Annotated in this window: 17 protein-coding genes, 1 other RNA gene and 1 pseudogene; 9 read left to right on the top strand and 10 right to left on the bottom strand. The window is 40.9% G+C overall.

Annotation, left to right across the window (positions count from 1 at the left end):
• The first annotated feature begins 125 nt into the window (after positions 1–125).
• The 4 genes from CWC29_RS02410 (at position 126) to CWC29_RS02395 (ending at position 6,333) form a co-directional block, all read left to right on the top strand.
• Entirely contained in the window at positions 126–476 is a 351-nt protein-coding gene (locus tag CWC29_RS02410; RefSeq protein WP_138522015.1) for a hypothetical protein, read from the top strand.
• An 84-nt stretch (positions 477–560) separates the two neighbouring features.
• Positions 561–1,778 carry a TolC family protein gene (locus tag CWC29_RS02405; RefSeq protein ID WP_100912752.1) on the top strand — a complete coding sequence of 406 codons (1,218 nt, stop codon included), beginning with the start codon at positions 561–563 and terminating at the stop codon, positions 1,776–1,778.
• Positions 1,779–1,831: 53 nt separating this feature from the next.
• Complete coding sequence (locus CWC29_RS02400) at positions 1,832–3,121, top strand: efflux RND transporter periplasmic adaptor subunit (protein WP_100912751.1); 1,290 nt, start codon at positions 1,832–1,834, stop codon at positions 3,119–3,121.
• Positions 3,122–3,132: 11 nt separating this feature from the next.
• Positions 3,133–6,333: an efflux RND transporter permease subunit gene (locus CWC29_RS02395; protein WP_100912750.1), complete on the top strand. Its 3,201-nt coding sequence runs from the start codon at positions 3,133–3,135 to the stop codon at positions 6,331–6,333.
• A 157-nt stretch (positions 6,334–6,490) separates the two neighbouring features.
• On the opposite strand, the gene CWC29_RS02390 is transcribed toward CWC29_RS02395, so the two are convergent.
• From CWC29_RS02390 to CWC29_RS02355, 8 genes and pseudogenes are all read right to left on the bottom strand, one after another.
• Positions 6,491–6,838, bottom strand: coding sequence for a hypothetical protein (locus CWC29_RS02390; RefSeq protein WP_138522013.1), 348 nt, complete (start codon positions 6,836–6,838; stop codon positions 6,491–6,493).
• A 13-nt stretch (positions 6,839–6,851) separates the two neighbouring features.
• Positions 6,852–7,169, bottom strand: a complete 318-nt coding sequence (locus tag CWC29_RS02385) for a hypothetical protein (protein ID WP_138522011.1) — start codon at positions 7,167–7,169, stop codon at positions 6,852–6,854.
• The gene (locus CWC29_RS02380) at positions 7,166–8,203 is read right to left on the bottom strand and encodes a hypothetical protein (RefSeq protein ID WP_138522009.1); all 1,038 of its coding nucleotides are present in this window, start codon (positions 8,201–8,203) and stop codon (positions 7,166–7,168) included. Before CWC29_RS02380 ends, CWC29_RS02385 begins: the two co-directional genes overlap by 4 nt.
• Before the next feature lie 205 nt (positions 8,204–8,408).
• Entirely contained in the window at positions 8,409–8,774 is a 366-nt protein-coding gene (locus tag CWC29_RS02375; protein ID WP_138522007.1) for a hypothetical protein, read from the bottom strand.
• A 194-nt stretch (positions 8,775–8,968) separates the two neighbouring features.
• A complete protein-coding gene (locus CWC29_RS02370) occupies positions 8,969–10,351 on the bottom strand; it encodes a PhoH family protein (protein ID WP_138522005.1) in 1,383 nt (460 codons plus the stop codon).
• A gap of 1 nt (position 10,352) precedes the next feature.
• A complete protein-coding gene (locus tag CWC29_RS02365; protein WP_138522003.1) occupies positions 10,353–10,553 on the bottom strand; it encodes a hypothetical protein in 201 nt (66 codons plus the stop codon).
• Between the two features lie 219 nt (positions 10,554–10,772).
• A pseudogene (locus CWC29_RS02360) lies at positions 10,773–11,639 on the bottom strand (PIN domain-containing protein); the annotation flags it as partial.
• Between the two features lie 89 nt (positions 11,640–11,728).
• A complete protein-coding gene (locus CWC29_RS02355) occupies positions 11,729–11,935 on the bottom strand; it encodes a hypothetical protein (protein WP_128728522.1) in 207 nt (68 codons plus the stop codon).
• Between CWC29_RS02355 and rapA the strand changes: the two genes are divergently transcribed.
• The 4 genes from rapA to CWC29_RS02335 all read left to right on the top strand — a co-directional run bounded on the left by rapA (position 11,934) and on the right by CWC29_RS02335 (position 17,688).
• The gene (rapA, locus tag CWC29_RS02350) at positions 11,934–14,831 is read left to right on the top strand and encodes an RNA polymerase-associated protein RapA (RefSeq protein WP_138521999.1); all 2,898 of its coding nucleotides are present in this window, start codon (positions 11,934–11,936) and stop codon (positions 14,829–14,831) included. The two genes, CWC29_RS02355 and rapA, sit on opposite strands and share 2 nt — an antisense overlap.
• 103 nt (positions 14,832–14,934) lie before the next feature.
• Positions 14,935–15,588 carry a bifunctional tRNA pseudouridine(32) synthase/23S rRNA pseudouridine(746) synthase RluA gene (rluA, locus tag CWC29_RS02345; RefSeq protein ID WP_193554590.1) on the top strand — a complete coding sequence of 218 codons (654 nt, stop codon included), beginning with the start codon at positions 14,935–14,937 and terminating at the stop codon, positions 15,586–15,588.
• Positions 15,589–15,785: 197 nt separating this feature from the next.
• A non-coding RNA gene (ssrS, locus tag CWC29_RS02340) (6S RNA) lies at positions 15,786–15,968 on the top strand.
• A 361-nt stretch (positions 15,969–16,329) separates the two neighbouring features.
• Positions 16,330–17,688, top strand: a complete 1,359-nt coding sequence (locus CWC29_RS02335) for an L-cystine transporter (protein ID WP_128728525.1) — start codon at positions 16,330–16,332, stop codon at positions 17,686–17,688.
• 45 nt (positions 17,689–17,733) lie between these two features.
• Here the strand turns inward: CWC29_RS02335 and CWC29_RS02330 are convergent, their stop codons facing one another.
• Together CWC29_RS02330 and CWC29_RS24060 are read right to left on the bottom strand one after the other, a co-directional pair.
• Positions 17,734–18,183, bottom strand: coding sequence for a response regulator (locus tag CWC29_RS02330; RefSeq protein WP_128728526.1), 450 nt, complete (start codon positions 18,181–18,183; stop codon positions 17,734–17,736).
• Positions 18,184–18,261: 78 nt separating this feature from the next.
• The gene (locus CWC29_RS24060) at positions 18,262–20,592 is read right to left on the bottom strand and encodes an ATP-binding protein (RefSeq protein ID WP_138521997.1); all 2,331 of its coding nucleotides are present in this window, start codon (positions 20,590–20,592) and stop codon (positions 18,262–18,264) included.
• A gap of 154 nt (positions 20,593–20,746) precedes the next feature.
• On the opposite strand from CWC29_RS24060, the gene yacG reads away from it, so the two are divergent.
• Positions 20,747–20,989, top strand: coding sequence for a DNA gyrase inhibitor YacG (yacG, locus tag CWC29_RS02320; RefSeq protein WP_128728528.1), 243 nt, complete (start codon positions 20,747–20,749; stop codon positions 20,987–20,989).
• Positions 20,990–21,021: the final 32 nt, after the last annotated feature.

The raw sequence follows: 21,021 nt of genomic DNA, 5'->3' as shown, positions 1-21,021 counted from the left end.
AGTCAAGAATATTTATCAAACAATTAGATTTTTGCAAGGTACGGTATGAACTTGACTGAAATTACTAGCTCCTCATAAAACTATATGCTATCGTTTTTGTGTTATTTTCCCACTGAGTGGTTACTTTGAACTTTGGTGTTGTGCTTAAACTACTGTTAATAGTTTCGATTGCTTTGCAATCGATAAGCTCTATTGCGTCTGCCACTTCACAAAGCCACCAGATAGACTTTGAGCACCTTCAAACTCAACATGATCATAGTGATGACTTGAGCAATAATGCTGAAGAAATTGGGGAAGATGACCACGACATCAAAGATTGTCATCACTGCGGTCATTGCAGTGGCAGTCATTTATCATGGATTCTGATCAATAATATTAACAATTCCACCAAGTTATTCACTTACACTAATATTCCTTATCAGTTTGATCAGACAAAAGAGTTTTTAAACGCAATTCTGCGCCCCCCTATTTCTTAAATTTGTAGATTTATAACCATCCATTCATCGATTAAAAATCGGTAAATGGGTTGATGTTTATTAATTAAAAATTTAAGAAGTCCTATGTATAAATATTTAAAAAATACAGGCGTATGCCTGTCATTTTGCCTGCTTGTAAGCATTTCAAATGTGGCTTATAGCAAGCAAAAAAACGTTTCGTGGCTAGATGCTCAAATAAACAAAGATCCCGAAATCATTGAAGCGAGAGAGTTGTTAATCGCAAGCAATCATCATGCAAAAAGCTTAACTCAGGCAATTTATAACCCTGAGCTTGACGCAAGTTTTGAGAAAGAAGGTGATTTTAATAACTATTCAATCGGTTTGAGTCAGACCATTGATTTTTGGGATAAACGCTCTGCCAATACGTCAATTGGCGAGATAACTCTTTATGCCAGCCAGCAGCACTTATTGAATTTAATCGATTCAAAAAAGGCCGATGCGTTAATTGCTTTGACAAATTGGCAATCAGCGAAAGATACTGCACAGCTATCTACGGAGAGAGAAAGTCAACTGCAAACCTTACTTAGTATTGTGGAAGACAAACAAAAGGCGGGAATACTTGAGCCTCTAGATGCTGAGCTGGTTTACTTAAACTTGTCTCAAGTTTTTAGTGAAATAGCTGAATATCAAATAGAGCTAAAAAATGCTGAGGTTAAAGTTAAAGAGCTGCTGCCTGATTGGACACCAGAGTTAGCCAGTAAAATCTCTATTGATTTCGATGTTGAAAACTATTCATACAAAGCTGAATGGATTGAACAACACCCCCAAGTACAATTGGCTAAAGCAAAATGGAAAGAGCAACAAGCTAAAGCACAACTAACAACCATAGAGAATAAAGCTAATCCCACCATAGGGATTAGCGCAGGAAAAAATAGTGACGATAATATCGTTGGCTTAACATTCTCTATGCCTTTGAATATCAGAAATAACTATTCCGATGCTACTAAAGCGGCATATTCAGAAGCCGTTGCTGCGGAAGCTTATTTCCAATCCATTTATCGAAAACGCTCTTTTGAAGCTCAGGCCAACTATGAATCCCTCATGATCAGTAAAAAATACTATCAGCGATGGCAAAACCTTATGCAAAACCGAATTGATAATAGCGCGAGGTTGCTAAACGCTCGTTGGGAGGCTGGAGACATCAATACTTCAGACTATCTAATAGCGTTGAGCCAAAGAGCTGATGGATTGCACTCGGGCATTCAACTAGAAAAACAATTTAGACTCTCTGAAATAGCCTTCATTTGGAGCATGGGTCAATTATCTAAGTTTAAGATTTAATTAGTTAAAACGGCAATTAGAAATCTTAAACGTTAAAAGAATATAGGTAAAAAATGAATACATTATTTAGCAAAAAATTATTAGCAATAGTAATTAGTGGACTTTTTTTAGGTGGGACATTAAGCGGTGAAGTGTATGCTCTACAAGTAAATACAATTGAACCTGTAACAGCAAATCCCAAAAAACATAAACACGAACACTCGGAAAGTGAAGAAAATCATGTAGAAGAAGGCCATCAGGAAAATGAAGGCAACCATTCTGAAAAAGACACAGAACATGACGAACATGGTCACGACCAAGAGAGCAAAAATAAAGAAACTGAAGAGGAACATGAAGAAGGTATTACTCTAAGCCCTCAAAAAATGTCACTAGCCAATATTAAAGTTCAAAGCATAAGACCTGATTATCAATTCAGTACAATCTATGCGCCCGGAGAGGTCAAAGTAGATGGTTATAGCAGCTATGTCGTTTCTCCCCGTACCGAGTCAGTGATAATAAGCAGACATACTGCACTCGGTGAACACGTAGAAAAAGGACAAAAGCTGGTCACCCTATTTAGTGAAGCAATGGCTCAAGCTCAAGCTGACTACTTGATTGCGTCAACTGAATGGCAGCGAGTAAAGAAATTAGGCAACAAAACAGTAAGTGAAAGTCGTTTACTTCAGGCTCAAACCACATTTAACGCCACATACGGAAAACTTATCGCACTAGGGTTAACTGAAAAAGCGATAAAAGACATATCAAATAAAGACATAACTTCGTTTGGCCAATATTCGCTAGTAGCTCAGCGAGAAGGAGTAGTTTTACAAGATGACTTCACCCAAGGCCAACGAGTCGATGCGGGTGATACTATCATGCTTTTGGCAGATGAAAATAAGCTGTGGGTGGAAGCTAAAGTATCACCCAACAAAAAGCTCAATCTATCAATCAACTCTCCGGCAATAGTTAAATTAGAAGGAGAGGATTATAAGGCAAAAGTTATTCAGGAAGCCCACACGATTGATCCCATCACTAGAACTCGAATCATTCGCCTAAGTGTTAATAATGCAGATGACAATCTCCATTCAGGCATGTTTGTTAAAGTATATTTTCAATTTGCCACTGAACAAAAAGTTATGGCTGTTCCAGAAGAAGCTTTAATTAGAAGTGCGGACGGAGACTGGACCGTCTTTGTTGAGGATCATCCCGGTGAATTCAAAGCGAAAGAGGTTGAGTTAGGTCGTGCACTAGGTAATTTCAGAGAAATTTTTGGTTTAGAAAGTGGTACTCGTGTGGTAACTCAAGGAGCGTTTTTTGTTGCTTCTGAAATAGCTAAAGGCGGATTTGATCCGCATAACCATTAAGGAGAGACGCTATGTTTAATAAAATTATAGATTGGTCTGTAAACAACCGACTCCTTATATTGATTGCCTTATTTGCCACTATTGTTGGCGCAATAATGGTGATCCCCAAACTGAACTTAGATGCTTTCCCAGATGTAACCAATGTTCAAGTCGCTGTTAACACTGAAGCACCGGGGCTTGCAGCAGAAGAAGTGGAACAACTCATTACTTATCCGATTGAAGCGGTCATGTATGCGTTACCTGATGTTGAACAAGTACGTTCAATTTCCAAAACAGGATTATCTGGCGTTACTGTCGTCTTTAAAGAAGGGACAGATATCTATTTTGCTCGGCAGCTCGTCTTTGAACGGCTTCAAGCAGCAAAAGAGTTGATACCTGACGGTGTAGGTACGCCTGAAATGGGACCAAATACGTCTGGGCTAGGACAAGTATTTCAATACTTGCTCGTGTCAGATAAAGACGCAGGATATGACTCAATGGCATTAAGAAGTTTAAATGATTGGATAATTAAATTGCTCATTATGCCAGTCGATGGTGTCACCGACGTCTTATCTTTCGGCGGAAACGTTAGGCAGTATCAAGTTAACGTAGATCCATCTAAGCTCCTTGCATATAAATTATCACAAGAAGATATCGTTAAGTCGCTTGATAGTAACAATGCCAACGTTGGCGGTTGGTATATGAATCGAGGGCAAGAGCAACTTGTCATCCGAGGAACAGGCTGGTTCGAAAGTGGTGAAGCAGGCATTAGCAACATTAAGCAAGTACCTGTAAAAACCGTTGATGGAACAGTCGTGACAGTTTCCGATATCGCCAAAGTCGAATTAGGCAGTGAGATTCGACAAGGTGCGGTCACTATGACCCGAAAAACAGCAGATGGAAAGGTTGAAAACTTGGGTGAAGTCGTATCAGGCATTGTGCTAAAACGTATGGGTTCAAATACAAAAGCAACCATTGATGGTATTAACGCAAGAATCCCTTTGATCAATCAGGCGTTACCTAACGGTGTTCGCTTCGAACCCTTCTATGATCAAGCTGATTTAATCGAAAAAGCAGTCAGTACCGTAGTAAATGCACTCTCACTTGCCTTTATCTTTATTTGTATCGTACTAGCACTTTTCTTAATGAATTTAAGAGCGACTTTTCTTGTCCTTATTTCGATCCCTATTTCAATAGGCATTGCGCTGATGATAATGGCTTGGTGGGGTATATCGGCAAACCTTATGTCGCTAGGTGGCATTGCGGTAGCAATTGGTATGCTGGTCGATGGCTCGGTTGTGATGGTTGAAAACATGTTTAAACATTTAAACCGACCAGACGCTACTCATAAACAAAATGTGCAAGAACGCGTACCAAGTTCTGATATTGATCCACATGCTGTAGAGCAAGACGATCATGGAATTAAATTACGACTAAAACAAGCAGGGAAAGAAGTTGCAAGACCTGTCTTTTTTGCTGCATCTGTCATTTTGGTAGTGTTCTTACCTTTGTTTAGCTTTGAAGGCGTAGAAGCCAAACTCTTCCAACCGATGGCTGTTAGTATCATTTTGGCTATTATTTCGGCCATTGTAGTTGCTTTATTTATCGTTCCTGCACTTGCTACTTATATGTTCAAAAAAGGAGTGAAGGAGAGAGAAAGCTTTGTACTTAAACCATTAAATAACCTTTATAGAAAAGGGCTTAAGTTCGCACTTAAACACACCAAATTAATTGTATCAGCATCCTTAATAATGGTTGTGTCTGCATTTTCAATCGTGCCTTATATTGGCACAGAGTTCGTTCCAGAACTGGAAGAAGGTACAATTAACTTAAGGGTTACACTCGCTCCTTCTTCAAGCTTGGATACAGCATTAAGTGTCGCACCTATCTTGGAGGATAAATTGATGGCATTTCCTGAAGTAACCTATGCGCTTAGCCGAATAGGACGAGCCGAAATCGGAGGTGATCCTGAGCCTGTTAATAATATTGAAATTTATATAGGTTTAAAGCCAGTCGCCGAATGGACCTCTGCCTCGAATCGCTATGAACTGCAAAATAAAATGGAACGTTCTTTAGAAGAGTTTCCGGGTCTTTTACTCAACTTTTCTCAACCTATTGCGACACGAGTTGACGAACTATTATCTGGTGTAAAAGCACAATTAGCGATAAAACTTTTTGGCCCAAATCTAGACATATTGGCAGCTAAAGGGCAGGAAATTGAATTGGCAATCAAAGACGTTGAAGGCGCTAGAGATGTCGCTCTTGAACAAATCGCTGGTGAAGCTCAGTTAGTTGTAAAGCCTAACAGACAAGAGCTTTCTCGCTTTGGCCTTTCTGTCAGTGATGTTATGGAAATTGTACGAGATGGCATTGGTGGTATAGAAGCAGGACAAATCATCAACGGTAATGAGCGTTATGATATATATGTGCGTATAGAAAAAGAATATCGTAGTAATAAAGAAGCTATTTCTGATATTCGCATTCAGTCTCCAACAGGGGCTTGGGTTCGTCTGGGTGATGTAGCAACTGTCTCCTTTGAATCTGGCCCACCACAAGTGAGAAGAGACGACGTGCAAAGGCGTGTTGTTATCCAAGCCAACGTGCAAAATAGAGACATGGGTAGTGTTGTTACCGACATCAGTAAAGTCATCGCAGAAAAGGTTGATTTGCCTGCTGGTTACTCTGTTTCAATAGGTGGTCAATTTGAAAGTCAACAACGAGCACAACAACGGTTAGCTATAGTGGTTCCTCTATCTTTAGCCCTAATTGCTCTTTTGCTTTACTTCGCATTTGGCTCAGTTGGTCAAGCCATGTTGATTTTAGTTAATGTCCCATTAGCTGTTATCGGCGGTGTTTTCTCCTTATATTTGTCTGGGCAATACTTGTCCGTGCCAAGCTCCGTTGGCTTCATTACACTATTTGGTGTTGCCGTGTTAAATGGTGTGGTTATGGTTGAGAGTATAAACCAACGAATTAGGGATGGCTTGGATGTTGCCCAAGCAGTATTTGAAGGAGCAACTTCGCGTTTAAGACCTGTTCTTATGACAGCAATAACATCTGCATTAGGTTTAATACCGATGTTAATGTCAAATGGTGTAGGAGCTGAAATACAACGACCACTGGCAAGTGTTATAGTTGGTGGTTTGATAACAGCAACATTACTCACATTGTTTGTTTTGCCTGTTTTATATCGCTGGTTCTCCAAAAAGAAAATTGAGGAGTTATCCCGCTAATTCAATTTTCATCAATTGTGAAGCTTCCGAATCAAGGAATATGAATTGGAAGCTTCACTTTATTGCTATCACTAAAAAGCTAGCTATTACGTAAAATTACTAATCTGATCGAATATTGAATTTGTTGAAGTCATTCTAGACTCCTTATTTTCGTTATTTAATGAATTTTATTTCGAGACTTTAGTTGTTCCCTCATTTCTAAAACTCGATCTGCTGAATAAGCTCCTGCTCTCATAACAACCAGTTCAACAAACGAAATATCAATTAACTTATGGTCAGCATCAATCACATAATAACTCCCATTATGTGTGATGATTTCTAATTTATCCTCGACATCAGATTTGCTAACAATCTTTGAAGTCACGATTTGCTCAAATGGCCTAAACCTGAATGTTTCATCGTCAATAACAACTCCTGATAAAAACTCCCCAATAAATGATTTTTCAAAGTCTTTATAGTCATAGACCGAGAGTATGTAAGCATCCTTTAAATATGTTTTGTCCATTTGTTACTCCCTACTAATAGCCAGCAGGGAGCATTTCTCTCAGCTCTAATAACTCATTAGGAGAGTACATACACTCATGCATTAAATTGAATTCAAATACATTTACATCAAACTCTTTGGGTTCAGCATCTAAGGTATAAAAATCCGCACCAAAAGTTCTATATTCAAGACCATTGACTTCCATAATTTTTGTAGTGAACAAAGCCTCACCTTTTTTACCGCTTTCATTATCCTCAGCAAATGCGGCGTAAAGCACCTTTTCAACCTTGTCTTCAAAGTCAGATTTAATTGAGATGAGTGTGGCGTTAGTTAGTTTTACTCTTGGTCTCATGCTTTTACTTCCTTCTTGTCTTCTAGGCAAAACGGGCGGAAAAAACTAAGGTACTTAACCCCATCAACTTTTAGTAAATTGTTGTCAGCATCAAAATGTGACAGAACGCTAGCTTGATACAACGAAATGTATTTTTCATAATCGATGGTGTTAAAAAAATTGGTATCGACACGGCGTGCATGGAAAACAAGAGCTTGCTGGTCGACACGAACAATGAACTTCTGATCGCCATCTAGATTTTTGACTTGTAGACATAAATCAGGTTTGTGCCAATCAGATACAAAGGAAGGAATCAGTGGGAAGCCATATACCAAATAGCGCATACCTTCAATTTTGAAGGTTGTTGGATTGAACTGAGCCTTATTTACTTTGCCGCTACTGAATAATTCAAGTGTCAACACCAGCCAGTGCTCATGCTTAGAAAATGTATTGCCTTCAGAAATACAGCCTTCGAACTCACCATCATGGTTTACATGATTGATGTACATGTATTTTTTAATGTTATCCAAGGAAAGCTTTTCAAACGGAAACTTGCACGCGATTAGCCTGAAATAGCAATCATGAACTTTTAAATCAGCATATTGGACTATCAACGGATCATCAAAGGCATCAAAGTATGGTCGCCATTCTAGACGGAAATCAGGACCTGTATTTATTACAAATTTAGCGTCATCAGGTAGTCCTAAAACTTGATATATAACCGAAACTAACTCTAGCGTTTCGATATCGACTAGCATTAGGCTTTCAATACGGTTTGCCATTGACTCAATTTCTTTATGAAGCGACTCAATAATTTCTTGATCATCATATTCGTTGATCAATAAGTATTTCAGGGAATCGTGCTTTAGAATTGAGTCCAGCTTTTTCTGTTCAAATGCCTCAGTGAGACAGCTATGGGTGTCAGAAAAATGAGGGCTGTTATAAACACCTCTCGCCCACAGACCTTGGGCGTAAAGATCAGGAAACTCTAATAACTCAGCAAACTCTTTTGCTTGTTTGTTAAGCTTATTCTTTAATTGATAAAGTGAGATCATTTAGTTCTCCAAACAACTTTCCAATAAACAATGGCCTACCAACACATTGCTTTATTTATTGTTCAAATAACCAAATTTTTACGGATGCTCCGCTTCACTGTTCACGTTCTTCAGGCGAAAAACATGTGTAGGCGTAGGCTGTCCGTTCAGCCTTCACCTCATATTATCGTCAAAAAATAAAATAACAACTTACGTATTTGTACAATTATTGGCTAGATACTTTGACGTTGAACTCTTCAATGTTAAGCCCGAAAAGGGATACGACCATTTCTTCATTAATATTGGAGCCGGGAAATTTTTTTTCAAAATTTCCGATGATGCTATCTAGGTGGCTAGCTAATATTTTTACTAAAAATATTTCCGAGTTTGGTGAGAGAGCAGACAGTGCTATCAAAGGATTGTCAAAGGATTCAGCTTTTATTTTTACTAGTAAATCGCTGTAACTGTCACAGCCGTAAAGACAAATAGATACCCCTTCTTGGGCCTGTCCAAGGGGAAGTGATAATTTTTTTGACAACCTCTTTGCCTGACGCTTTACATTGCTTATAAGCGCTTCTGATTCAAAAGACATACGCACACCAAAACATAACAACTAAGGTCCACAGCACCCAAGTCATTACATCTTCAATGTATGATTAATCTTTTAAACCCAGAGTAAATCCATTTCGTCCGCTTGTGTGGAAACTGGCTTCTCTGAAAAGCCACTGCAAAAAGCAGTGGCTATTGTCGCAATATTATAAGGAAATGTGAATTGTAGTTTGATGTCTACATATTCTTTTCAGTGAACTCAGCCAAGCTACTACGTTCTACCTCATCAAAAATCAGAACTGATCCTTTCTCATAATTTCTATATACATTAACAGCCGCACTTGCACCTGACGAAGCTGGTGTTACAAACTTATCGTCAATTTGGGCTAGGTTTCCCAATACTATTGTCCGACAATTTTTCCCACCACGGCTTAACATGCCTTTGATTTGCGCTCTAGTCATGTTTTGAGCTTCATCAATGATTAACACAGCATCGTCTATTGAACGGCCACGAAAGTAAGCCATGCTAGTAAATTCTATATTGGCTTTTTCAATCACATGCTCGACTGTTGCATGAATATTTGTTTCATGATTATCATCTGAATGCATCGAAATTAAGGCATCTGTAATACCTGCTAGAAGAGGCATTGATTTTTCGGTTAAATCCCCCGGTAGGAATCCCGGATCGTCATCCATAAAGTCTCTTGACCGCACCACAACAATTTTTTTGTACTTTTTCAACTCCAATACTTGATGCAGCGCCGAAGCAACTGCCAAAAAAGTTTTTCCGGAGCCAGCAGGGCCAAGGATGATATTTAAGTCATAGTAAGGGTCTGTTAATTGACTTAAAGCTACCGCCTGACGCTGGTTTTTAGGCAATATGCCCCATACTTTTTCTTGCTTACGCGGCAATAACTTTGTGTAAACCTCAGTATCAGTTACTTCTGAAATCCGGCCAATGTGTCCGGCTTCATCGTACCAATACATGTTTGGCTGAACTTCATCGTTGAACAAGCTTATTGGGAATGTATAAACCTCTCCTGACACTTTGAAATCTTTATCTGATTCAATTCGATCAAACAAATCTCCCTCAAATGCCTGCACTCCTGTATATAACAAATCTATATCTGCGATTTGATTATCAACGGATACATCTTCAGCCATAACACCAACAGTTCGAGCTTTTAGTCGCATATTAATGTCGCGGCTAACAATGGTAACGTCTTTATCTAACTCTTTCTGAAGATGTAGTGCATAGTTAATTATTCTGTTGTCAGCATCGCTACCAATCGTGTGCTTTAACTCTTTTGCCATGTCCAATTGAGTATCAATACCAATGAACAACTTGCCTCTTTTAGCTGTTTCAGTAGAAGGCAGTGGAATACCTGCTTCCATTTCTTCTGCACTATGCCCGTTTATAATGTCTTCAAGCATACGGATACATACACGAGCATCAGCACTTACCGATTTATTAGTTCTTTCTTTTAAATTATCTAATTCTTCTAGGACTGTTAGACAAATGTATACATCTTCACTGTAAGCGAGCAATGACTTTGGATCATGAACTAATGCCGATGTATCTAATACTCGCGGACTTCTGTTTTCATTTGGGTTCTTCATACTAGATTCCCTCATTTAATTCTTTTTCTTGATGATTCTGTTCACTTAAACATTCGTCATCACAATATTCATCAAACCCATCTTCACATGAGCTTTTGTCTGTTGCTTTCCTGAATCTTGCGATTCTTTCTTTTCTTTTTCTTTCTTCGTTCAAATACCAGTTAACTGAAAAGGTATCGAGTTGATTTCTATTTATTGTCATTTTAGATTTACCTTAGCTTTATTATTTTTGTTTGTGCCTTCTTGCAGGTTAAATCCGTTATTTATATTTATTGATTAATGGTTCTACCCTTTAAGTCACACGTAATGACATGTTAGAGAGATTAGATCTGAGCCTGCTATAAATACTCAATTTCTTCAGTAAGAATAAGGTCTGTAGATAGGTCTGCACAAATATTGAAAAAAAGCTTGCAGTAATACCTGTTTTTCCACATCCCGCAGGCCCGGTTAGTATCACCAGCTCTATGTCAGTATCAAGTAACGCATCCAGTGCCATACCTTGGTTAATATTCTTCGGTTTCACTCCCCATGCTTGACGGTGCATCAAACGTTCAACACCTAAGTCTTTTAATCGAATATGTTCAGAGTCGTATCCCACAACCCGGGCTGCAAAGTGATTAGTATCATCTATTAAGTATTCATTACAGAACACATCGGGTACGAGCGACTTTGGTACATCATGCACGGTGTAACGCCCATCTTGCTGCGTTTGGCACTCACCTACATTTTGCCAAAAGTCGCCTTCAACTTTTTTAAAGCCACTGGTCAACAACGCAATGTCGTCAATTAGCTGGTCGGTACGGTAATCTTCAACATACTTGAGTCCAGCGCCTTTCGCTTTAAGTCTCATGTTGATGTCTTTGGTAACCAGCACTACTTTTTTGTCACTGTACTGAGTTTGCAGGTGTACAGCACAATTTATAATGCGGTGGTCATTTTCGTTGCCGGGTAACCCGGAGATGGAGTCTTGAAAAAGGTGATCGTTTACAATAATCAATTTACCTGAACTGGGCGTTCGGTGACTTTCTATCCTCAATGTTGGTAGCGCTACCCCCTCTAGCATTTGCTCTGGTGTTGCATCGCGAAGCACATCATCTAACCCACGAATTGCAACTCTTGCGTCTCGGCTCACGTCACTCTTTCGATCTTTAATGTGATCAAGTTCTTCAAGGACAGTCATGGGAATAACGACATCATGTTCTTGGAAGGAGAGGTAAGCGAGTGGTTCATGGAGAAGTACGTTGGTGTCGAGCACGTACACTTTATGGTCTTTGTCTTGTTTTACCATAGCGCATTCCTGTTGTTTACAGATTATTATGCTATACCCAATACACAACGATGTGACTGATTATGTTTTGGATATAGTTCAAGTTTAGTCTATTTGTCACAAAAGTCGCTTTTATGACAGTAGAAAATCCAACTTGCATATTGATAAAAAACAACTAGTTGGCGATTGTCATGCCAACTAAATTGAAAAAGCACCAGCGCTTGATAAATAAAGGCTTGAGTCGCTGTTGTGTATTGAACAAACCGACATGAATAGGTAACATAGCCGCCTTTTTTCTGCATAGACGAGATAACCATGAATTTTTCCTTAGGTCAGCGCTGGATCAGTGATACTGAATCAGATTTAGGATTGGGTACAATAGTGGCACTTGAGGGGCGTCAAGTGACTATTTTATTTCCCGCTAGCGGAGAAAACCGTGTTTACTCAGTACAGGAAGCACCTGTAACTCGAGTCGTATTCAACCCAGGCGATGTGATCCGCCATGTTGAAGAGTGGGAACTACGTGTTGACAGCGTGGAAGAGCAAAATGGACTATTTTGCTATCATGGTACTCGAGTAGATAATGAAGAAGAGACTTCATTTAAAGAGACCTTTCTTGATCACTTCCTCAAGTTCAATAAACCTCAAGATCGTCTGTTTGCAGGCCAAATAGACCGTTTTGATCGCTACACACTGCGCTATCAAACTTGGCAACACCAGTTTGATAAAGAGCAATCTCATCTTAAAGGATTGATAGGTCAGCGCGCTAGCCTTATTCCGCACCAGCTGTATATTGCCGATGAAGTCGGTAAGCGCTTTGCACCTCGCGTACTTCTGTCTGATGAAGTAGGCCTAGGCAAAACCATTGAAGCGGGCATGATTTTACACCAGCAGATTCTCTCTGGTCGTGCCAACCGTGTGTTAATCGTGGTCCCAGAGAACTTACAGCACCAATGGCTTGTAGAGATGCTACGCCGCTTCAACCTGCACTTTTCGATTTTTGACGAAGAACGTTGTAGTGAAGCTTATGCAGATGCACCGAATGTATTCGAAACAGAACAACTAGTTTTGGTTAGTCTAGAGTTTATTACCAAAAAGCGCCGCTGGTTTGAGCAAGCCACACTCGCTGATTGGGATCTACTGATTGTCGATGAAGCACACCACCTGACGGTCACTAAGGAAAAGCCAAGCACTGAATATCAACGTATTGCCGAGCTTTCTCAAGACATTCCTGGACTTATCTTGTTGACTGCAACACCGGACCAACTGGGCCATCGCAGTCATTTTGCCCGTTTACAGCTACTAGACCCTGATAGGTTCTACGACTACGACGCATTTGTTGAAGAAGAAAGTCATTATAAAGAGGTTGCAGAAGCCGCTAACAACTTACTACAAGATAAAAAGCTAGATGCAAAAGAAGAGCAAACACTTTGTACACTGCTAAAAGAAACCGATATTTCTGAGCTTCTAGCAAAGGCACAAAATGGCGATAGCGATGCCAAAGCAGAAATCTTGTCTATGCTATTAGACCGTCATGGTACTGGCCGTATTCTATTTAGAAATAGCCGCAGTGGCATTGATGGCTACCCAAGTCGTTTATTACATCAATACCCAGTACCTTTACCTAAGCAATATAAAACAGCAATGTCGGTAATGGGTAACATTGGCGGTATTCAAAGCCCTGAATTTAATGCGATGCGTGCGTTATTTCCTGAAAAGATCTTCCAAGAGTTTGAAGGTGAAGGAAGCGGCTGGGCACAGTTCGACCCCCGCGTTGAGTGGTTAATTGCTAAATTGAAAGAGTTAAAGCATGAAAAAGTACTGCTTATTTGTGCCAAAGCAGAAACCGCAATTAGCCTTGAGCAAATATTACGCGAACGCGAAGCCATTAAAGCTGCGGTATTCCACGAAGGCATGTCCATCATTGAACGTGACCGTGCGGCAGCATTTTTTGCAGATGAATACGATAGTGCGCAAGTATTACTTTGCTCAGAAATTGGCTCTGAAGGTCGTAACTTCCAGTTTTCGCATCACTTAGTATTATTTGACCTACCGCTTAACCCTGACTTACTTGAGCAACGTATTGGTCGTCTTGACCGTATTGGGCAAAAACATGACATCAATATTCATGTGCCTTACTTTGAAAACACCGCACAAGAAGTATTACTACGTTGGTATCACGAAGGCTTAGATGCGTTTGAAACCACCAGCACCACGGGGCAAATGCTGTATAAGTCTTTCTCTGATGATTTGTTAGCACTGATCGCCGAGCACAACTGTGACGAAGACGAATTAGACCCTTTATTGGAGCAAGCCGCAAAAGAAAATGCTCAGCTGCGAACAAAGATGGAGCAAGGTCGAGACCGCCTACTTGAGCTTCACTCAAGTGGTCAAGGTAAAACAGATAATATCGTTGCTGAACTTGAAGCACTTGATAACGACGTGATTTTGCCTGCGTTTATGATTAATGTGTTTGATACTTTTGGTGTTAACCAGGAAGACAAAGGTGAGAATACGATTATTCTCAAACCAACCGAACACATGCTAAACCCTTCTTTCCCTTGTTTGAAAGACGATGGCATCACAGTGACTTTTGACCGTAACACCTCACTGTCACAAGAAGACGCACATTTCATCAGCTGGGATCACCCCATGGTCAGCGGCGTGATGGATATGATCTGTAACGATGACTTTGGTTGTGCGTCAGTGGCGCTGCTCAAAAACAACAAACTACCTGTCGGTACTTTCTTTGTTGAAATGATCTTCGTTGCAGAAGCTTCTGCGCCTAAGTCTCTTCAGGTGGGCCGCTTTTTACCACCAACACCAATTCGTGTCCTAATGGATAAAGGTGGCAATGACTTAGCCCAAAACGTTGCGTTTGATGCATTTAATCAACAGCTTTCTGCCGTTGGTAGGCAAACTGGCAGTAAACTAGTTAATGCCCTACAAAGCGCTATTCACCCGCTTATTACTCAAGCTGGCGATATTGCACAAGCTCAACTTGAAAGCATTCAAGCCAACGCGATGGATAAAATGCAAAAGCAATTAGGTGATGAGCAAGGTCGTTTGCAAGCACTTAAAGCTATCAATCCGAACATCCGTGACGAGGAAGTTCAAGTGTTTGATAAACAAAGAGCTGAGTTGAGCACACACATTGAAAAAGCGCAGCTTAAGTTGGACGCGATTCGTTTAATTGTGGTTGCCAACCAATAAATCTCCCACACCGAAAGAGAGCCTCGGCTCTCTTTCTCGCTACCGCTCACTTAGCAACTCATATATAATACGCGGCTTCGTTCTGTTCATGCTGAGGCAGCTGGTGTTACTAAATTACGCTCCCCCCCTTTCTCCCTATCTTGATATTTTGTACCAAGATGAAGATATGTTGGTGATCAACAAACCAAGCGGGTTACTCACCGTACCGGGTAAAGATCCAAAGCATTGGGACAGCGCTATCGCCAGAGTGAATTTTGTCTACCCTACGGCAAGAATTGTGCATCGCCTTGATATGGCAACATCTGGCGTGCTATGCCTTGCTATGAATAAAGCAGCGCATCGCCATCTGAGTATTCAATTTCAAGACCGTTTGACCCACAAGCACTACATCGCCCGAGTTCATGGCAAATTACAACAGCAAACGGGTTCTGTTGATTTACCGCTGGTGTGTGATTGGCCTAATCGCCCAAAGCAAATGGTTTGTCATGAGACCGGAAAACCTTCATTAACACATTTTGAAGTCATGGAATATGAAGCACAGGCAACACGCGTTAAACTAACCCCCATCACTGGACGCTCTCATCAACTCAGAGTACATATGCTTTCGCTTGGGCATGTAATTCTTGGCGATCGACTATATGCCAAAGGCGAGGCGTTAGCGGCTGCTTCACGTTTACAATTACATGCTGAGATGTTGCAAATTTCACATCCAACAACCAATGAGATGATGACCTTTACCGCACCGGCTCCTTTCTAAGTAACCTGTTTACTGTGTTAGTTAGAAACGGTTTCGAAACTGTGGCCTTCGAAAAATTAAGCAAATTGAGCGTTGCCAGCTAACGCTCAGATTAACGTTTGCTTAGTCACTAAACAAAGCGGGTAAAAAGCACGCGGTTAACACATAAATTGCATTACTATGGTTTCGTGATCGGCATATGTTTTATATACTGTAATTGTTCCCTAGCTCGTAGGACAGCTGATTAAGTCCCTGAGCCGATAAATTTCGTTTAGGATAGCAGTTTGTTTACTATTGAGCATGCTCGGCATGTACCGAGAAGCCTACGGTAGGCTGTTGCTCTCCGCCTTGAACCTCAGGGTTCAAGGGCTGACATCGGCATCCGCGAAGCCGGGGAACAACCTTCCTCATTATGTACCTGATTACCATCGACTTCACGCGCTCTCAATCCCAATTCAATACGATAAAACCGATAATATAAAAAAACCTCTCGGGTAAGGTAGGGGAAAGAGAGTCAAGAAATAAACGCTAAAACGAGTCTACGAAAGACAATTACAAGCCAATCTCATATTTTAGTGTTTTATTTAATGCAAGTGAGTACCAACTCACCACAAGGCATCTTAATATGAAAGAAAAAGCTGTCATAAACTTTCATTTTATTGATAACCTTTTGTTCTATTCCATAGTCAAAGAATATTTTAGCCCAGCCAATAAAACCTCTATAGTAGCGCGTTATTTTCATGTATTTCGAAAGGTATTCTGATGTCTTTTGCTGTTATCGCCGCGTTGGCGGTTTTTATTGCCATACTTTTCGGTCTTTATCGCTTCCAACAGCGCTCCGAAACCCTGTCACGGACGGTATTACTAGGCTTAGTTGCAGGTAGCCTATTTGGACTCGCGCTGCAATTTATTTTCTCTGGTGACTTAACCACCAAACAGACTGTACTAGATTGGGTTGCGATTGTTGGTAGCGGCTATGTCAATCTACTCAAAATGGTGATTATGCCACTGGTCTTAGTTTCTATGATTGCCGCGGTCGTAAAACTAGATAATCAAGGCTCTCTTGGAAAGATCTCGTTTGTCACTATCGCTATATTAGTGTTTACCACGGCCATCGCTGCCCTTATTGGTATTTTTATCACTCAAGCATTTGGACTAAGTGCAGCTGGCTTAGTAGAAGGCGCACGCGAAACAGCCAGAATAGCGGTACTTGAGGAACGCGCAACAACCGTTGCCGATTTAACCATTCCACAAATGCTGCTTAGCTTTGTACCAACCAACCCATTTGCTGACTTAACAGGCGAGCGCTCTACCTCGATTATCGCCGTAGTGATTTTTGGTGTGTTAACTGGTATTGCCGCTCGTAGAGCTATCATGGAAGAGTCTGATTTAAGTAGTCCTATAAAAAATGCAGTAGAAGGCGCACAGGCCGTTGTACTGAGATTAGTACGTATGATCATCGCCCTCACGCCTTATGGTGTAGCAGGTTTGATGACCAAAGTGATAGCCACATCAAGCATGGCTGACATTATTAGCTTGCTCGGTTTTATTATTGCCTCTTACGTTGCCATTTTACTGATGTTTGCCGTACATGGTTTGTTAGTTACTTTAGTGGGTGAAAATCCAAAGCATTTCTTCCAAAAAATTTGGCCTGTTTTAACTTTTGCTTTCACCTCACGAAGCTCTGCGGCAACCATCCCACTGAACGTTGAAGCGCAGATCCACAAGCTTAATGTTCCACCTGCGATTGCAAACCTTTCTGCATCGTTTGGTGCAACTATCGGACAAAATGGCTGTGCTGGTATTTATCCTGCTATGCTTGCTGTTATGGTCGCGCCAACCGTAGGAATTGACCCATTCGCACTCGACTTTATTATCTCTTTAGTGGCTATGGTTGCAATTAGCTCGTTTGGTATTGCGGGTGTTGGAGGTGGTGCCACTTTCGCGGCGCTGGTGGTACTGCCTGCGATGGGATTACCAGTGACAATTGCTGCGCTACTAATTTCTATTGAGCCATTAATTGATATGGCAAGAACGGCACTCAATGTATCGGGTTCAATGACCGCAGGTACAGTGACAAGTCGCTTGTTAAAGCAAAAGCATACTAACGAAGCAATGTAGTGCTATGACAGCTTAAGGGCCAGTTAGTTATCTGGCCCTACACTTTTAATCAATCACAAGCTTTGCAGTGCCAAGCCAAAAAGACAACAAGGACTTCATTGAATCCACCAGCTCGTGGTATTGGGACGGTTTGGTCATATAAGAATTTGCCCCTAGCAAATAACACTGTTTTATATCTAACTCTGAGTCTGATGTGCTAAACATAATAACTGGAATATGCTTAAGGTTTGCCGCCCCGCGCATCTCAGCTAATACATCTTTGCCGCTTTTTCGGGGCATATTTAAATCAAGAATAATAAGGCTAGGTAATAGCTCAGAGCTATTAAGTTTTTCAATCAATTCAACGCCGTCACTTACAAATTGCAACTTCGTATCCACCACGCCGTTATCTTCAAACGCATCACGGATCAATTCTTGGTCGTCGAAATCATCATCTGCAACCAAGATATAGTTCACAGAGTGAAGTCGCTTAATTAAATCATGATGATGGATCATTCACACTCTCCTTAAACTCGCATTAACCTCGAGTTTGTATGCTGATATCAGAGCCGTATCTGTGGCTCTACAGCTAAATTAATTGTCTTGCGCTGAAACAGGCAAGCTAAAGTAGAAAGTAGAGCCTTGCCCTACTTTCGTTTCGACCCATATGCGACCATGATGTCTCTCGACGATTTTTTTACAAATAGCAAGTCCAAGCCCAGTACCGGCATATGCGCTACGACCATGTAATCTTTCGAAAAGATTGAAGATCTGCTCACTAAATTCAGGATCAAAGCCAATTCCGTTATCTTTCACCGCAATAACCAGTTCGTTGTCTTTGCGTACGCTGCTAATGGTGACTCTTGGCGCTCTTTGTGGCGCACTAAATTTAATCCCATTATTGATTAAGTTTAGCAGCACTCGTTGCAATTGCCTGCGGTCTCCAAATACATCACCAAGCCCTGTGGTATCCACTTGTGCGTTTGATTCTTTAATCACTAACTCAAGATCCAGTAAAGTTTCAGCTAACGCCTCATCACCATCAAATGATTTAAATGACTCACCTTTACGATCAATCCGTGAAAAGCTCAGCAACCCTTTAATCAATTTTTGCATTCTTTCGGCTGAATCCATCATGCGTTTGAGATAAGAAGCATGTTTTTCATTGAGCCCCTCAGCTGAACATTGGATCCGATCACCAAACATTTGAATTTTTCTAAGCGGCTCTTGTAAGTCATGAGATGCTAAAAAGGCAAAGCGCTCCAGCTCTTGATTCGATTCTTGTGCTTTCTCAAGTGCTATCGTCAGTAGTTGCTCTGCAGTACGACGCGAGGTGATCTCGTTTTCCAAAGCTTCGGTACGCTTAGTGACTTTTTGCTCTAAAATTGCATTGAGCTTTTTATATCGCTCTGATTTAGCCAGCACATAATTAACCAAGGTATTTCTAAACTTCAATGCACAACTGACTTCAGCTTCTGTCCAAGGGTGAGACTTGCATTTCACATTCTCGACCCATAACTTAAACGAGCTGCGTGGCATTAAGCGATGGCTACCATCATCCAAAAACTCAATGGATTTTTCAGGCTTCCCTCCCCAGTTTTTGGTTTGAATAACTTCTTTTCTAAACCATATGATGAAGTGATTAGCATCCGCAGAAAGTGGCATCAATAACACCCCACTCGCGGTTTTCGCAAAGGCTTTGAATGTTTCGTTAAGCTCACCTAAGTTATGACAATAAAAAATAGAGTCATCCCCAAGTTGGTGCTCTACGAGCCATTGGTAAATAGCTTCAATATCCACCTTTGCGGGAGTTTGCCCGTAGCATTCCAAATCATTCTCAACACGCCACGCGACACCCGTAGCTTTCATCATTTCTTGCAATGCCGCAGACTCATACCGCAGACCATCAGCAAAGAAGATCTCTTTTGCCATACGCTCTGTAACAGTAGAGCTTAATGTCAGTGCATTAGCTTCAGCCATTGCTTCTAAGGATGAGGTTTTGAGAGAGATCAGATAAGATAACATCAACCCCATATACTGGGCGACTTCACGAGTGTTAAATGGCACTACGTGCTTTTCGTAGTGGTGACAAGCAATCAGCCCCCACAATTTACCAGCGACAATAATACTGATAGACATGGTCGCCTTTACACCCATATTACGTAAGTACTGGCAGTGAATTGGCGAAACACTCCGTAAAATACAGGCGCTTAAATCTATTGGCTTATCTTGCGGATAAAGCAGTGAATTTTCGCCATCAACGTCGGCAAGTAAACGAACAGGATTTCTTAAATAAAGTGCTCTTGCTTGTTTTGGAATGTCTGACTCCGGAAAGTGCTGGTTTAAAAACGAATTAAGGCCACTACGCTTCGATTCAGCAACCACCTCACCATTGTACTCGTGATCAAATTTATACAGCATCACCCTGTCAAACTGCGTTAATTCTCTAATTTCTTCCACGGCCATTTCGTAAGAAGCCTGCAAAGATTGAGAGTCAACCATACTAGACAAGGAGTGCTTCATAAGGTGCTGCATTGAATGGTTGCCTTCAATGCCATGCACCGTATTTTGTTCAAGCTCTAAAATCAGCCCTTCTTCGTTTTGGCTAGCAACCACAGAGAATTCAATACGTTTTGAATCTTTGGTTGTTACCGTGGTCACCATCGGATTTAAGCGGTGAATATCAGAGGTCTTATAATTGCTGGCAAGCAACTCAAAAAATGGAGACGCAAAAATCTTTTCAGCATGAGTATTGACTAAAGCGCTAGGTTCAAAGCCTACAAGCTCGGCAAAATTCTCACTAAAGTAACGAAGTTTCAATGTGTTAGCATCAAGTAGCAATAAATAACCATGCGACTGAATCGAGCCTGGAATATGAATTGGCTCTTTGTGACAGTTGTCTAGTGTTGCTTCGAACTTCTCCACCTTTATATGCCCCCCTCCTTTTATCTAGCTTCATCATCGTATCATGGATCCCCACCTAGTATGCAAGCAGCTCGAAGTAGATACACACTCGGTTCACAAAGCGATTAAATGCGATTAGACTTGCACAATTAGGAAGTAAAAAAGTAAGTGTATTATGACAACCACAGTAAAGTGCCCAACCTGCCAACAGGCTGTTGAATGGTCAGATAAAAGTCCATTTCGCCCGTTTTGCTCAAAGCGCTGCCAATTAATTGATTTAGGTGATTGGTCTGACGAATCAAACGCGATTTCTACACCGATAAAAAGTGGTGAACTCACCCCCCAAGATGCGGAAAGTTTGATTGAAGATATAGAAGCGATGCTGGCCAAGAACGACGATAGCTTTTTTAAAGAATAGACCTGCGGGCCGGTTTCCTCGGCTTTCACTCT

Source organism: Pseudoalteromonas galatheae, from assembly GCF_005886105.2.
Taxonomy (GTDB): domain Bacteria; phylum Pseudomonadota; class Gammaproteobacteria; order Enterobacterales; family Alteromonadaceae; genus Pseudoalteromonas; species Pseudoalteromonas galatheae.
Note: the sequence above shows the minus strand (reverse complement) of the source record. Positions and strands in the feature narration are given on the sequence as shown.

Bases quoted from the DNA above. Each gene is read 5' to 3' on its own strand.
- CWC29_RS02355 (WP_128728522.1), bottom strand. From the start codon at position 11,935: ATGGTTATCTCGTCTATGCAGAAAAAAGGCGGCTATGTTACCTATTCA.
- CWC29_RS02375 (WP_138522007.1), bottom strand. From the start codon at position 8,774: ATGTCTTTTGAATCAGAAGCGCTTATAAGCAATGTAAAGCGTCAGGCA.
- CWC29_RS02330 (WP_128728526.1), bottom strand. From the start codon at position 18,183: ATGATCCATCATCATGATTTAATTAAGCGACTTCACTCTGTGAACTAT.
- CWC29_RS02400 (WP_100912751.1), top strand. From the start codon at position 1,832: ATGAATACATTATTTAGCAAAAAATTATTAGCAATAGTAATTAGTGGA.
- CWC29_RS02370 (WP_138522005.1), bottom strand. From the start codon at position 10,351: ATGAAGAACCCAAATGAAAACAGAAGTCCGCGAGTATTAGATACATCG.
- yacG (WP_128728528.1), top strand. From the start codon at position 20,747: ATGACAACCACAGTAAAGTGCCCAACCTGCCAACAGGCTGTTGAATGG.
- CWC29_RS02405 (WP_100912752.1), top strand. From the start codon at position 561: ATGTATAAATATTTAAAAAATACAGGCGTATGCCTGTCATTTTGCCTG.
- CWC29_RS02380 (WP_138522009.1), bottom strand. From the start codon at position 8,203: ATGATCTCACTTTATCAATTAAAGAATAAGCTTAACAAACAAGCAAAA.
- CWC29_RS02395 (WP_100912750.1), top strand. From the start codon at position 3,133: ATGTTTAATAAAATTATAGATTGGTCTGTAAACAACCGACTCCTTATA.
- CWC29_RS02335 (WP_128728525.1), top strand. From the start codon at position 16,330: ATGTCTTTTGCTGTTATCGCCGCGTTGGCGGTTTTTATTGCCATACTT.
- CWC29_RS02365 (WP_138522003.1), bottom strand. From the start codon at position 10,553: ATGACAATAAATAGAAATCAACTCGATACCTTTTCAGTTAACTGGTAT.
- CWC29_RS02390 (WP_138522013.1), bottom strand. From the start codon at position 6,838: ATGGACAAAACATATTTAAAGGATGCTTACATACTCTCGGTCTATGAC.
- rapA (WP_138521999.1), top strand. From the start codon at position 11,934: ATGAATTTTTCCTTAGGTCAGCGCTGGATCAGTGATACTGAATCAGAT.
- CWC29_RS02385 (WP_138522011.1), bottom strand. From the start codon at position 7,169: ATGAGACCAAGAGTAAAACTAACTAACGCCACACTCATCTCAATTAAA.